Origin of the sequence: Lentzea sp. NPDC058436 (genome assembly GCF_042721515.1) — a bacterium.
Lineage (GTDB): Bacteria > Actinomycetota > Actinomycetes > Mycobacteriales > Pseudonocardiaceae > Lentzea.
Window position 1 is genome coordinate 78,128 of the sequence record NZ_JBHXLF010000015.1, and the last position, 13,247, is coordinate 91,374.

Here is a 13,247-nt window from a genome sequence, read left to right on the forward strand (position 1 = left end):
ATGACGGTCCTGGTGGTCGGCGGCGGCATCGGCGGACTGGCGACGGCGGTGGGGCTCGCCCGAGCCGGGCACCGCGTCACGGTGCTGGAGGCCGCGGCGGCGTTCGAGGAGATCGGCGCCGGAATCCAGGTCGGACCCAACGGGTTCCGCATGCTCGACTCTTTGGGCGTGGGCGCCGCCGTGCGGGCTCGCGCCGTGCACGTGGACGAGGGGCGCCTGCGGTGCGGCGTGTCCGGACGGCTGATCGCCGCGCTGCCGTTCGACTCGGACTTCCAGGCGCGGTTCGGCACCTACGCGGTGGTGCACCGCAACGACGTGCTCGCGCCGTTGCTCGCCGCCTGCCTCGACGACGAGCGGGTCGACCTCCGGGTGGACAGCGCTGTGGAGTCGTACGCGCAGGACGCGTCCGGTGTCACGGCGGTGCTGCGGTCGGGTGACCACGTGCGCGGGGATGCGCTGGTCGGTGCGGACGGGTTGCGGTCGGTGGTGCGGCGGCAGCTCGTCGGCGACGGGGAACCGCCGGTCTCCGGCCACACGACCTTCCGCGCGGTCATCCCGGCTCAGAACGTGCCGCAGTCGTTGAAGGACAACGTCGTCACTCTCTGGGCAGGCCCGCGCTACCACGTCGTCTGGTACGTGATCGCCGGCGGACGGTACGTGAACCTCGTGGCCACGGTGGACAACGGCGCCACGGAACCCATGACCGGCAAGCCCGTCGAGCACGCCGAGGTGCTGCGGCACTTCACCCCGCTCTGCAACGACGCGGCCCAGGTCATGGCACTCGCCGGCGAGTGGCGGGCGTGGGTGCTGTGCGACCGCCCGCCGATCACGACCTGGCAGGACTCCCGCGTCGTGCTGCTCGGCGACGCCGCCCACCCCGTGCTGCAGTACGCCGCCCAGGGCGCCTGCCAGGCGTTGGAGGACGCCGTGTGCCTCTCCTCCGCGTTCGACTCCCACGACGTGGCCGGCTCTCTCGCGCGGTACGTGGCGCTCCGCTCGGAGCGGACCGCGCGCGTCCACCACGTCTCACGGCTGATGGGCAGGGAGGTCTACCACCCGGCCGGGGAGGCGGCTGCGGCCCGTGACGCGATGTTCGCCTCGTGGACCGTCGCCGACCTGCACGAACGCCTGGAGTGGCTCTACGCCTAGGAGTCCAGCTCGATCGTGATCGGACGCTTGAAGGTCAGCACGCCGTTCACGCTTCACGCGATCGCGACGTACGCGCCTTCTTCGAGTTCGAACAACGTCGCCATGGAGATGGCCCTGGCCGGATCGATGATCAGGTAGTACGAGATACCGGCTTCCGCGCACACCTGGCTCTTGAGCACCAGTTCGTTCACCTTGGTGCTCCGGAAGAACACCTCCCCGATGAGGAGGACCTCCGCCGCCGGCACCGTCACGACGGCCGCCAGCACGCCCTCGACGGGTCAGACCGCGCGTCCACCATGTCTCACAGCCGATGGACGAGGAGGTCCACGGCTAGAACGTGATGGTCACCGGGAACGGCTGCTCGGTCTCCAGCACGCCACCCTTGCTGACGGCGATCTCGACGTATTCGCCGTCCTGGAGTTCCAGCAGCGTCGCCTCGACGACACGCGGTTCCGGATCGACCATCAGGTAGTACTCGATGCCCGCCTCGGCGTAGAGGCTGCGCTTCAGGCCCTGGTCGTTCAGCCGGGTGCTGGGCGAGAAGACCTCACCGACCAGCACCACGTCGGAGACCGGGAACATGACTCCCGCTTCTCTGGGCCTCACGACGGTGAAATCCGGGATCACCAGACGCCCGCTGGACAACAGGACGTTCAGCTCGATCGTCGTCTGGAGGTACTCAGGGCAGGCTGCGCGCAAGGCGGCCGCAGCATCGAACACCAGCTGCTGGTGCCGATACGATCCCAGCGGGCTCACGAGGAGCATCCCGTCGACGAGTTCGACGCGCTGGCTGTTGTCCTCGGGGAGCGACAGGACGTCGTCGAGCGACCACGGACCCGCGTGCCTCGGCAGCAGGTACTGGGCTGGTGCCGTCTCTGCTGGAGCTGCCACTGGGCCTCACCTCCGAAAACCGCCCGGCGAGTACCAGTGTGGCACGCCGGGTGGATGGCTGGCTTGTGCATGACGCCACGATCGCAGGTCAGAGCGACGCCGAAGTGGGGTTCCGACCCCATCCGCACAAGGTTCACTCGATCAGGTGTTCGAATCCATGTCATCCTCTTGGAGGTAAAACAAGGGCTTGCCGGCACAAAGCAAAACCGCCCGGCCAGCAGGCCGAGCGGCTTCACCGAGCGAAAGGAGGATCAGACCGTCGCGACAGCCGATCGCACGCCCTTGGCGAGGTCTGCGGCCAGTGCGCGCACCGCGGTGTCGCCCTCGGCCACGGCAGACACGAACGCCGACCCGACGATGACGCCGTCCGCGAAACCGGCGATCTCGGCGGCCTGCGCACCCGAGCGCACACCCAGCCCGACGCCGACGGGCAGCGTGGTGTGCTCACGGACCCGTGCGACGAGTTCGGGAGCGGCGGACGACACGACGTCACGGGCGCCCGTGACGCCCATGACCGCGGTGGCGTACAGGAAGCCGGAGGAGGAGCGCGCGGTCATCTCGATGCGGTCCTCGGTCGAGGACGGCGCGACCAGGAAGGTCCGGTCGAGGCCGTGCGCCTCGGACGCGGCCATCCAGTCCTCGGCCTCGTCCGGGACGAGGTCGGGCGTGATGATGCCGAGCCCGCCGGCCGCGGCGAGGTCGCGCGCGAACGCGTCGACGCCGTAGCGCAGCACCGGGTTCCAGTACGTCATCACGACCGCACGCCCACCGGCGTCGGAGACAGCGGACACCACGTCGAACAGGTCCCGCACGCGGAAGCCTGCGGACAGCGCCTGCTCGGCGGCGGCCTGGATCGTCGGGCCGTCCATCACCGGGTCGGAGAACGGCAGGCCGACCTCCACCAGGTCACACCCGGCCTCGACCATCGAACGGAGGTAGTCCTTGGAGCCGTCCACCGTCGGGAAACCCGCGGGCAGGTAGCCGATCAGCGCGGCGCGCGACTCCGCCTTCGCGGCGGCGAACACGTCGGACAACGTCGACATCAGGCCTGTCCCCCGTCAGCGAGGCCGAAGTACTTCACGGCCGTGTCCATGTCCTTGTCACCGCGGCCGGAGAGGTTCACGACCAGCAGGCCGTCCGGGCCGAGCGACGGTCCGAGCTTCAGCGCGCCCGCGAGCGCGTGCGAGGACTCGATCGCCGGGATGATGCCCTCGGTGCGCGAGAGCAGGGCGAACGCCTCCATGGCCTCGGCGTCGGTGACCGGGAAGTACTCGGCGCGGCCGATGTCCTTCAGGTGCGAGTGCTCCGGGCCCACGCCGGGGTAGTCGAGACCGGCGGAGATCGAGTGCGCCTCGGTGATCTGGCCGTCCTCGTCCTGCATGACGTACGACATCGCGCCGTGCAGCGAACCGGGCGTGCCCGCCGTCAGCGTCGCGCCGTGGCTGCCGCTGTCGAGGCCGGAACCGCCGGGCTCGACACCCACGAGGCGGACGTCGGTGTCGTCGATGAAGCCGTGGAAGATGCCGATCGCGTTCGAGCCGCCGCCCACGCAGGCGACGACGGCGTCGGGCAGGCGACCGGCCTTCTCGAGGATCTGCTCGCGCGCCTCGATGCCGATCACGCGGTGGAAGTCGCGGACCAGCAGCGGGAACGGGTGCGGGCCCGCGGCGGTGCCGAGCAGGTAGTGCGTCCCGTCGACGTTGGTGACCCAGTCGCGCAACGCCTCGTTGATCGCGTCCTTCAGGGTGCGGGACCCGGACTTCACCGGGATGACCTCGGCGCCGAGCAGGCGCATGCGGGCGACGTTCAGAGCCTGCCGCTCGGTGTCGACCTCGCCCATGTAGACGACGCAGTCGAGCCCGAGGAGCGCGCACGCCGTCGCCGTCGCCACGCCGTGCTGGCCGGCGCCGGTCTCCGCGATCACGCGCTTCTTGCCCATGCGCTTGGTCAGCAGCGCCTGGCCCAGCACGTTGTTGATCTTGTGGGACCCCGTGTGGTTGAGGTCCTCGCGCTTGAGGAACACCCGCGTGCCCGCGTGCTCCGCGAACTTCGGCGCCTCGGTCAGCAACGACGGACGACCCGCGAAGTCCTTCAGCAGCCGCTGGAACTCGTTCACGAACTCCGGGTCGAGCCGCGCCTTGTCGTACTCGGCTGCCAGCTCGTCCACCGCGGCGATCAGGGCCTCCGGGACGAACCGGCCGCCCCACGGGCCGAAGTGGCCGCGTGCGTCTGGATCATGCGGTGTGGGCGTGAACTGGCCCATCGGGTAGCTCCTCTAGCGCTTGGATCAACCGTGCCCTACCGGCTGGGCCGGGGGCACGCGGGGTGAGAGCCCGCGGTCACGAGCTTGTTCACGGCGGCCTTGGGGTCTCCGCTGGTCACCAGGCTTTCGCCGACGAGCACCGCGTCGGCACCCGCGCCGGCGTACGACATCAGGTCGCCGGGCCCGGTCACGCCCGACTCGGCGATCTTGATCGTCTCGAAGGGTAGCCCCGGCGCGATCCTGCCGAACACGTCCTTGTCGACCTCCAGCGTGTGGAGGTTGCGCGCGTTCACCCCGATGACCGACGACCCCGCCTCCAGGGCGCGGTCTGCCTCCTCGGCCGTGTGCACCTCGACGAGCGCCGTCATGCCGAGCGACTCCACCCGGTCGAGCAGCGACACGAGCGCGTTCTGCTCCAGCGCGGCCACGATCAGCAGCACCAGGTCCGCGCCGTGCAGGCGCGCCTCGTGCACCTGGTAGGGCGACACGATGAAGTCCTTGCGCAGCAGCGGGATCTTCACCGCCCTGCGCACCGCGTCGAAGTCCGCCAGTGACCCGCCGAAGCGGCGCTGCTCGGTCAGCACGCTGATCACCGACGCGCCGCCCGCCTCGTACGAGGCGGCGAGCTCGGCCGGTTCCGGGATCTCCGCCAGCGCGCCCTTGGAGGGGCTGCGGCGCTTGACCTCGGCGATCACACCCACGTTCGGCCCGCGCAACACCGACAGCGCGTCGAGCGGCGGGGCGGCCTTGGCCGCACGCTCCTTGACGACGTCGAAGGACAACTGAGCCTCACGAGCGGCGAGATCCTCACGCACACCTTCGAGGATCGACTCGAGAACCGTCACAGTCTTGAACCCCTTCCCGCTACAGGGATGCTAACCCCGGCGGAGTAACGCACCGGCCACCGGGGTTCACCTGTCCACGCAGCTAACCGAGGCTGTGCACGTGTCACATGCGCGAACGCGGATGAATGATCTTCACTCGTTCGAGGAACGTCCGGGGTCGCTCTTGTCGTCGGTCGGGTCGTCTCCGCGCTCCAGGGCGCGCCACATGTCCGTCTCGGGGTCGTGCGCGCGGGCCTTCTGCCCGCCCATGCCGATCCTCGGCATGCGGCCCCCCAACAGCACTTGAAGCACGCCGGAGGCCACCACGAGGACTCCACCGACGATCGCGAGCCAGTGGCCGGAGAACGCCGCCACGACGCCGACGACGACCAGCAGCACGCCGAGAACCCGGCGTGCCACCCCGCTCAGCGCGACGACGGCGGCGACGGCCGCGAGGCAGAGCAGCGCGACCGGTACCGAGCCCGCACCCCAGAAGGCACCCGCCGCGCCCACGAGCAGGAGCGCGGCGGTCCACAAAGGACTGCGTCCGGAGAGGCGGCTAGTGCTCAACTGCCGGAGCCATCGTCTGCGCCGTGGCGATCGCGGCCAGCACCGCGCCCGCCTTGTTCAGGCACTCGTTGTCCTCGGCCAGCGGGTCCGAGTCCGCCACGATGCCGCCACCGGCCTGCACGTACGCCACCCCGTCGCGCACGAGGGCCGTGCGGATGGCGATGGCGGTGTCCGCGTCCCCGGCGAAGTCGAAGTAGCCGACGACGCCGCCGTAGAGACCGCGGCGCGTGGGCTCCAGTTCCTCGATCAGCTCCATCGCGCGCGGCTTGGGCGCACCGGAGAGCGTGCCGGCCGGGAAGCAGGCGGCGACCGCGTCGTAGGCGGTCTTGCCCTCCGCCAGCTCACCGGTCACGGTCGACACGATGTGCATGACGTGGCTGTACCGCTCGACCTTGAAGAAGTCGACGACGTGCACCGAACCCGGCTTGCAGACGCGGCCCAGGTCGTTGCGGCCGAGGTCGACGAGCATCAGGTGCTCGGCGCGTTCCTTGTGGTCCGCGAGGAGGTCCTTCTCGAGCAGGGCGTCCTCCTCGGGGTCCTCGCTGCGCCAGCGGGTACCCGCGATGGGGTGAGTGGTCGCCTTGCCGTCGCGCACCGTGACCAGCGACTCGGGGCTGGACCCGACGATGTCGAAGCCGTCGAGGCGCAGCAGGTACATGTAGGGGCTGGGGTTCGTCGCGCGCAGCACCCGGTAGATGTCAAGCGCGTCGGCGTCGGTGTCGATCTCGAACCGCTGCGACACGACGACCTGGAACGCCTCGCCAGCCCGGATGGCCTCCTTGGCCTTCTCCACGGCCGCGAAGTGCTCGGCCTGCGAACGCCGACGCCGGAACTCCGGCTTGGGCCGCGAGAACACCGCGGCGGTCGGCGGCGCGGGCGTGTGCAGCGCCGTGGTCATCTCGTCGAGGCGGCGCACCGCGTCGTCGTACGCGGCGTCGACCCGCTCGGTCGAGTCGTCCCAGTTGATCGCGTTCGCGATGAGCGTGACGGTGCCCTCGTGGTGGTCGAGCGCGGCGAGGTCGGTCGCGAGCAGCATGACCATCTCGGGCAGCTTCAGGTCGTCCTCGGCGATGACGGGCAGCCGCTCCAGCCGCCGCACCGCGTCGTAGCCGATGTAGCCGACCATGCCGCCGGTCAGCGGGGGCATGCCGGGCAACGGGTCCGTGCGCAGCACCTCGATGGTCTCGCGCAACGCCTTCATCGGGTCGCCGCCGTCGGGCAGCCCGACGGGCCGCGTGCCCGTCCAGAACGCCTCACCACCGGTCGCCGTGAGCGCCGCGGACGACCGCACGCCGATGAACGACCACCGCGACCACGAGCGACCGTTCTCGGCCGACTCGAAGAGGAACGTGCCGGGCTGGTCGGCTCCGAGCTTGCGGTACAGACCGACCGGGGTCTCCGCGTCCGCGAGCAGCTTGCGGACCACCGGGATCACCCGGCGGTTGACCGCGAGCTCTCGGAACTCCTCGCGCGTTGGGCTCACGGCCCCCAGACCAGCGGCGGCCACAGCCCCGATGACGCTCACCATGCCGATGATTGTTGCATAAATTCAACATCTGTTGAACTATGGGCCACGTGGAGCAAGTCAACCAGAAACGTCGAGGCCGCCGAGCCGCGGGCGAGGACACCAAGGCCGCGCTCGTCGCGGCGGCCCGCGAGGTGTTCGTCGAAAAGGGCTACGACGGTGCCACGGTACGCGCGATCGCCGCCAAGGCGGGCGTGGACGCCGCCATGGTCAACCACTGGTTCGGCGGCAAGGAGGGCCTGTTCGCCCAGTCCGTGCTGCAGCTCCCGTTCGACCCGGCCGAGATCCTCAAGCGCCTGCTCGACGGCCCCGTCGAGCAGGCGGGCGAGCGCATCATCCGCACCTTCGTGACGGTGTGGGACGCCACGGGAGGCGGCACGTTCGCCGCCCTGATCCGCAGCGTCACCAGCCAGCCCGAGGTGGCGGGCGCGCTGAAGCAGTTCCTGATCAACGCGATCTTCAAGAACGTGCTCGCCGAGATCGGCGCCGAGCAACGCGAACTGCGCGCCACGCTGTGCGCGACCCAGATGGTCGGGCTGGGCATCGTCCGCTACGTCGTCGGGTTCGAACCGCTGGCGTCGGCCGACATGGAGACGGTCGTCAAGGCGATCGGGCCGAACCTGCAGCGCTACCTCACCGGCGACCTCGACTAGATCACTCCGCCGTCAGATCACTCCGCCGCGAGCAGCACCGTGGCGTCGAAGCACGTGCGGTCGCCCGTGTGGCAGGCCGCGCCGACCTGGTCGACGGTCAGCAGGAGCGTGTCGCCGTCGCAGTCGAGCCGGACCTCGTGCACGTACTGGGTGTGGCCGGAGGTCTCGCCCTTCGCCCACAGCTGCTGGCGGCTGCGCGAGTAGTACGTCGCGCGGCGGGTGGTGAGGGTGCGGTGCAGCGCCTCGTCGTCCATCCACGCCACCATGAGCACCTCGCCGGTGCCGCGCTGCTGGGCGACCGCGCACACGAGGCCGTCCGGGGTGCGCTTGAGGCGTTCGGCGAGGGCGGGGTCGAGCGGGCTGCTCATCGGGGACCTCCCAGGTGTTCACGAGCCGGTCCGGTGTTGAGCAGGACCACTCCGTAGATGTGCACGGCGGACAGCACGCCGGACGCGACGCGGGCCCACGCCGGCCCGTCGGCCAGCACGATGACGAGGTGCAGCAGCCCGACGAGGATGAACACGATCATCGCCGGGTAGTGCATGAACCGGATCCTGAGCAGCAGCGCGGCCGCGATCGGCAGCTCGACGAGCGCGAGGAACGACGGCAGCTTCAGCACGTCCGCGTCCCCCGTGGTGCGCCACAGGACGAGGCCGACCGCGAAGAACACCAGTGCGCCGCCGAACGCGACCGCCGAGGCGACGCGCACCTCGACGGGTTTCATCGCACCACGACGCCGGCCTGGCGCAGGCCGTCCTTGACCTCGCTGATGCGGAGCTGGCCGAAGTGGAAGACGCTCGCGGCGAGCACGGCGTCGGCACCCGCGGCGACGGCCGGCGGGAAGTGGTCGATCGCGCCGGCGCCGCCGCTCGCGATCAGCGGGACGTCGACCTCGCGCCGCACCAGTTCGAGGAGTTCGAGGTCGAACCCGGCCTTGGTGCCGTCGGCGTCCATCGAGTTCAGCAGGATCTCGCCGACGCCCAGCTCCTGGCCCTTCGCGGCCCAGGCGATCGCGTCGATGCCGGTGCCGTTGCGGCCGCCGTGCGTGGTGACCTCGAAGCCGGTGCCTCCTGGCACGCGCCGCGCGTCGACCGACAGCACGATGCACTGCGCGCCATAGCGTTCCGAGCACTCCTTGAGCAGCTCCGGGCGCGCGATGGCGGCGGTGTTGAGGCTGACCTTGTCCGCGCCCGCGCGGAGCAGCTTGTTGACGTCCTCGGGGCTGCGCACGCCGCCGCCGACCGTGAGGGGGATGAACACCTGCTCGGCGGTGCGGCGGACCACGTCGAACGTCGTCTCGCGGTCGCCGCTGCTGGCCGTCACGTCGAGGAACGTCAGCTCGTCCGCGCCCTCGGCGTCGTAGGCCCTCGCCAGCTCGACGGGGTCGCCCGCGTCGACGAGGTTGGTGAAGTTGACGCCCTTCACCACCCGGCCCCGGTCGACGTCGAGACAGGGGATGACACGGACCGCGACTGACATGCGGGAAAGCCTACAAGGCAGGCCGGAGGACTACGCTGCGCGGCCATGATCGCCGAACTGGGCAAGGGCAAGTACCTGCTGCTGACGACGTTCCGCAAGGACGGCACCCCGGTGCCCACGCCGGTCTGGGTCGCGCCGGGCGAGAACGACGACGTGATCTACGCGTGGAGCGGCCTCGACACCGGCAAGGTCAAGCGGATCCGCCGCAGCGGCGACGTGGAGATCGGGCCGTGCGACGTGCGCGGCAACCCGAAGGGCCCGTCGATCAAGGCTCACGCGCGGCTGCTGGACGACGACGCGAGCGACGGGGTCCGGTCCCGCATCACGAAGAAGTACGGCTTGTTCGGCTGGCTGACCGTGTTCGGCAGCAAGCTGCGCCGCGGACGCACCGGGTCGATCGGCATCGCCATCACCGCGGCGAGCTGAGCGTCAACATCGACGGCGCGAATCAACGTTGACTCAACGTTGACAGCACCGGATCAACCTCGACGGGTCCGTCAACATGCACTTGACGGACCCTCGCCGCCGAGATGACAACGTTGTCATCCGTCCATGTCGACTTGACGCATCAACACCGGCTGACGTGGTCAATGTTGATTCAACGTGGACGTGACTCGTCAACGTTGAGACGAGGTTGAGCGTCAACGCGAGGTTGACCGCCCTGATGCCGTCAACCTAGAGTTGACGGCGTGATCCAGTTGACCGACCTCATCGTCACGGTCGCTCAAGAAGCGGACGACGCCCTCCTGCGGCTGGCGAAGGCCGTCGAGATGAGCAGTCAGCTCAGCGAGCTCGGCGACCACCTGATCGGCCACTTCGTGGACGAGGCGCGGCGGGGCGGCGCGAGCTGGGCCGAGATCGGCGAGAGCCTCGGCGTCACGAAGCAGGCCGCGCAGAAGAGGTTCGTGCCCAAGGAGTCACCGGACCTGGGCAAGCCGAGCACCGAGCGCTACACCCAGCGCTCCAGGCGGGTCCTCGCGCTGGCGAGGCACCACGCGCGGTTCAGCGAACGGATCGGCACCGAGCACCTGCTGCTCGGGCTGCTCGACGAGTCGGCCGGCCTGGCGGCCAAGACCATCGCGAAGCTGGAGTCGGGCGACGGCAGCACGCGCATCGCCACGCTCAACCGCCTGGACACCGAGGCCCAGCGACGGCCCGAGAAGCAGCCGTACACGACGCACTGCAAGAAGGCCCTGGAACTGGCCGTGCGCGAGGCGCTCCGGATGGGCCACATGTTCATCGGCACCGAGCACGTCCTGCTCGGTGTGCTGCTCGCGACCGACGGGACCGCGGCCGACGTGCTCCACAACACGGGTGTGACGCACGCGGCCGCGGCCGCTCACATCGAGAGCGTGGTCAACGGACCGCAGCGAGTGCTTCCGGGAGCGTGAAGGCGCCGGCGTACAGGGCCTTGCCCACGATCGAGCCCTCCACGCCGTCGCGCGACAGCTGGGAGAGCGCGACCAGGTCGTCCACAGTGGACACACCGCCGGACGCGATCACGGGGGCGTCGGTGCGGGCGCAGACCTCGCGCAGCAGCTCCAGGTTCGGGCCCGTCAGCGTGCCGTCCTTCGACACGTCGGTGACCACGTAACGGGTGCAGCCGTCGCGGTCGAGCCGGTCGAGGACCTCCCAGAGGTCGCCGCCGTCCGACGTCCAGCCGCGGCCCTTGACCCGGTGACCTTCCTCGGTGATGCGGACGTCGAGACCCACGGCGATCTTCTCGCCGTACGCCGCCAACGCCTTCGCGCACCACTCCGGGTCTTCCAGCGCTGCGGTGCCGAGGTTCACGCGAGCGCATCCGGTGGCCAGGGCGGCCTCCAGGGACGCGTCGTCGCGGATGCCGCCGGACAGCTCCACCTTGACGTCCAGCTCGCCGACGACACGGGCGACCAGCTCGCGGTTCGACCCACGACCGAAGGCCGCGTCGAGGTCGACGAGATGGATCCACTCCGCCCCGTCGCGCTGCCACTGCAAGGCGGCGTCGAGCGGCTCGCCGTAGTTCGTCTCGGTACCGGCTTCGCCCTGCACGAGCCGGACGGCACGACCGTCGGCAACGTCAACAGCGGGGAGGAGTGTGAACGTCACCCGAGCAGCCTAGCGTCCCCCGGCACAAGGCCGAGCACGCGCTCATGAGCTCTCCGACGCCAGCGACATGCCTAGCGCTACAACCATGATCTCGGCGAACGCGCCGAGAAGAGCCGGCGACGGCCGGCTTGGAAGGTCTTCGGCACGAACGCTCGGCTGAATCGACGTCACCTTCCTGGCCGAAGACGCACCTTGGGGCTGTCGACCGGCGCACAGTTCTCAAGGACGACGCCGCCGCGGAACTCAACTCACGAGGTCTGTTGTCAGCGCCCATCAGTCAGCCACTGAAGCAGGCGCAGCAACGCAACAACAGAGACTTCGGCACATAGCATGACCTCTGAAGCAACGTCTTGATTGGACACTAGGCGCGACCACAATCCACCAATCACCAGGCCCGCACTGACAGGTCTGATTCTCCGTGGCCGATCGAGGTTCTTCTTCATGCCGCAAGACGAGTCGGCGTTGTCGGAGTTGGCACAGTTGCCATGAAGCAGCGGTGATGAGATGTACGCCCGCCGACGTGGTGGCCGTTCGCCAGCAGATGCACACCGGTCCACCCACCCTGCTTCAGCCTTTTGGTCGACGCAGACATCAGCCAGACCGCCTACGTTCACTGACTTGAACCGGCCCGAACAACAAGGCGGACAAGTGGACCCGATGAGCGGCTTCACAGCAGCAGGAAATTCCATGTCCGGTCGACTGACGTTCTACGTAGCATTGCAGCTCACCAGTGTCATACTGCCCGGCATCGTCGCCATGACCGAGCTGGCGATTCTAGGAGTGCACTTCGTTCCACACGCAGGACACGACGTCGTTTTTCTCCTCTCCAGCCTCGGCAAGATCCAGGGCTCTGGAACGGTGCTCTTCGCCGCATTGGGCATCGGAGGCAGTTTTGTGATCGGTTACCTGGCTCGCGCGGCCGGATTCGCCGTCGTGGGGCGAGTCGAACGCATCGTCCGATGGTGGCGGAGAAAGCGGAAGACCAGGGCCGTGTCGGACCTCGAACGCATGAAACAGGTCCTAGGGGAGGGAATGACCGCTGAGTGCGTGGAGCTGCATCCCGTTCTGAGCTGGCTCGACGAGTCCGACCCATCGCCCGACAGCCGACTCGCGCTGACCGCCGGCGGGGGACATCGTTCAGAGGAATCTTTGCACGCCTTCGAGTACAGCAAACTCTGGCTGCGGCGCTTCTCACCGGTGCTCAACATCGATGCGATCGAACTTGAAATCAACATCCTCACCGCGACGCTCATCCCCTTGGCCCTCGCGGCCGCGGAAGCAGCTGTGTTCCCGCGAATCTCAATGACCATGCGTGTCGTCATCGGAGTGCTGTGCCTGTTTTCCGCGGTCGCAGTATTGCGCCAGATAACGAAGCTACGGCGCGGTGAACGCTGGTACGCGGTGCGCAACCTGGCATTCGACCTGGCGATGCGACGTGCCGTGACGAAGTACCCGGAGGAGGTCAGTTCTGACGACTTGAACTAGCCGCGTGATGCCGCAGGTCTGGCAGCACCAGAGGATCCATTGGACCAGCCACCGAGACAAGCAACAGCCGCACAGGCATCGCAGCCCTGAACGCGGCCACCGATCGATGCGTTCCATCCAGAAGCAGCCTGGTGCCGTCGCTGAGCTCGTAAAGTGGCAACGTAAGCTGAACCGGGGATGCCACCGCACAAAATGCGTCCTGCATCGCCGCGATGCGGGGCTCGCGACCGGCCAGGTGCGCTTCTGCCGCATCCCGAACCCGCAGCGGCACCGCGTCAGAGTCACAGAAGCTTCGGTTGCTGTCGTACCAGACTGTGTAG

General features: G+C 68.9%; 16 protein-coding genes. 5 read left to right on the top strand and 11 right to left on the bottom strand.

All coding sequences use genetic code 11. The features are described 5' to 3' along the window. A complete protein-coding gene (locus ACFWN2_RS34695; RefSeq protein WP_382434712.1) occupies window positions 1-1,149 on the top strand; it encodes an FAD-dependent monooxygenase in 1,149 nt (382 codons plus the stop codon). A 53-nt stretch (window positions 1,150-1,202) separates the two neighbouring features. Here ACFWN2_RS34695 and ACFWN2_RS34700 read toward each other — a convergent pair whose 3' ends face one another. From ACFWN2_RS34700 to ACFWN2_RS34730, 7 genes are all read right to left on the bottom strand, one after another. Then, complete coding sequence (locus tag ACFWN2_RS34700) at window positions 1,203-1,415, bottom strand: hypothetical protein (protein WP_382434714.1); 213 nt, start codon at window positions 1,413-1,415, stop codon at window positions 1,203-1,205. A 64-nt stretch (window positions 1,416-1,479) separates the two neighbouring features. Then, the gene (locus ACFWN2_RS34705) at window positions 1,480-2,040 is read right to left on the bottom strand and encodes a Uma2 family endonuclease (RefSeq protein WP_382434715.1); all 561 of its coding nucleotides are present in this window, start codon (window positions 2,038-2,040) and stop codon (window positions 1,480-1,482) included. 251 nt (window positions 2,041-2,291) lie between these two features. Next, window positions 2,292-3,083, bottom strand: a complete 792-nt coding sequence (gene trpA, locus ACFWN2_RS34710; protein ID WP_382434717.1) for a tryptophan synthase subunit alpha — start codon at window positions 3,081-3,083, stop codon at window positions 2,292-2,294. Next, window positions 3,083-4,303 (bottom strand): tryptophan synthase subunit beta, encoded by a 1,221-nt coding sequence (trpB, locus tag ACFWN2_RS34715; RefSeq protein WP_382434719.1) that lies wholly within the window; start codon window positions 4,301-4,303, stop codon window positions 3,083-3,085. The genes trpA and trpB overlap by 1 nt, the downstream gene beginning before the upstream one ends. A gap of 35 nt (window positions 4,304-4,338) precedes the next feature. Continuing rightward, window positions 4,339-5,148 carry an indole-3-glycerol phosphate synthase TrpC gene (gene trpC / locus ACFWN2_RS34720; RefSeq protein WP_382434721.1) on the bottom strand — a complete coding sequence of 270 codons (810 nt, stop codon included), beginning with the start codon at window positions 5,146-5,148 and terminating at the stop codon, window positions 4,339-4,341. 132 nt (window positions 5,149-5,280) lie between these two features. Next, window positions 5,281-5,697, bottom strand: coding sequence for a Trp biosynthesis-associated membrane protein (locus ACFWN2_RS34725; protein WP_382434723.1), 417 nt, complete (start codon window positions 5,695-5,697; stop codon window positions 5,281-5,283). Beyond that, a complete protein-coding gene (locus ACFWN2_RS34730; RefSeq protein WP_382434725.1) occupies window positions 5,687-7,225 on the bottom strand; it encodes an anthranilate synthase component I in 1,539 nt (512 codons plus the stop codon). Before ACFWN2_RS34730 ends, ACFWN2_RS34725 begins: the two co-directional genes overlap by 11 nt. A 47-nt stretch (window positions 7,226-7,272) precedes the next feature. Between ACFWN2_RS34730 and ACFWN2_RS34735 the strand changes: the two genes are divergently transcribed. Then, window positions 7,273-7,875, top strand: coding sequence for a TetR family transcriptional regulator (locus ACFWN2_RS34735; RefSeq protein WP_382434727.1), 603 nt, complete (start codon window positions 7,273-7,275; stop codon window positions 7,873-7,875). 17 nt (window positions 7,876-7,892) lie between these two features. Here ACFWN2_RS34735 and hisI read toward each other — a convergent pair whose 3' ends face one another. From hisI to hisF, 3 genes are read right to left on the bottom strand one after another with little or no spacing between them, the layout of a single operon-like run. After that, window positions 7,893-8,243: a phosphoribosyl-AMP cyclohydrolase gene (gene hisI, locus ACFWN2_RS34740; RefSeq protein ID WP_382434729.1), complete on the bottom strand. Its 351-nt coding sequence runs from the start codon at window positions 8,241-8,243 to the stop codon at window positions 7,893-7,895. Continuing rightward, entirely contained in the window at window positions 8,240-8,599 is a 360-nt protein-coding gene (locus tag ACFWN2_RS34745) for a hypothetical protein (protein ID WP_382434731.1), read from the bottom strand. Before ACFWN2_RS34745 ends, hisI begins: the two co-directional genes overlap by 4 nt. Then, complete coding sequence (gene hisF, locus ACFWN2_RS34750; protein WP_030477027.1) at window positions 8,596-9,354, bottom strand: imidazole glycerol phosphate synthase subunit HisF; 759 nt, start codon at window positions 9,352-9,354, stop codon at window positions 8,596-8,598. The genes ACFWN2_RS34745 and hisF overlap by 4 nt, the downstream gene beginning before the upstream one ends. A 45-nt stretch (window positions 9,355-9,399) precedes the next feature. Between hisF and ACFWN2_RS34755 the strand changes: the two genes are divergently transcribed. Continuing rightward, a complete protein-coding gene (locus ACFWN2_RS34755) occupies window positions 9,400-9,780 on the top strand; it encodes a PPOX class F420-dependent oxidoreductase (RefSeq protein WP_382434733.1) in 381 nt (126 codons plus the stop codon). A 263-nt stretch (window positions 9,781-10,043) separates the two neighbouring features. Beyond that, window positions 10,044-10,745, top strand: coding sequence for a Clp protease N-terminal domain-containing protein (locus tag ACFWN2_RS34760; RefSeq protein WP_382434734.1), 702 nt, complete (start codon window positions 10,044-10,046; stop codon window positions 10,743-10,745). Here the strand turns inward: ACFWN2_RS34760 and priA are convergent. Further along, window positions 10,711-11,442, bottom strand: a complete 732-nt coding sequence (gene priA / locus ACFWN2_RS34765; protein ID WP_382434735.1) for a bifunctional 1-(5-phosphoribosyl)-5-((5-phosphoribosylamino)methylideneamino)imidazole-4-carboxamide isomerase/phosphoribosylanthranilate isomerase PriA — start codon at window positions 11,440-11,442, stop codon at window positions 10,711-10,713. The genes ACFWN2_RS34760 and priA overlap by 35 nt on opposite strands. A gap of 618 nt (window positions 11,443-12,060) precedes the next feature. Here priA and ACFWN2_RS34770 point away from each other — a divergent pair. Then, a complete protein-coding gene (locus ACFWN2_RS34770; protein ID WP_382434736.1) occupies window positions 12,061-12,927 on the top strand; it encodes a hypothetical protein in 867 nt (288 codons plus the stop codon). Window positions 12,928-13,247: the final 320 nt, after the last annotated feature.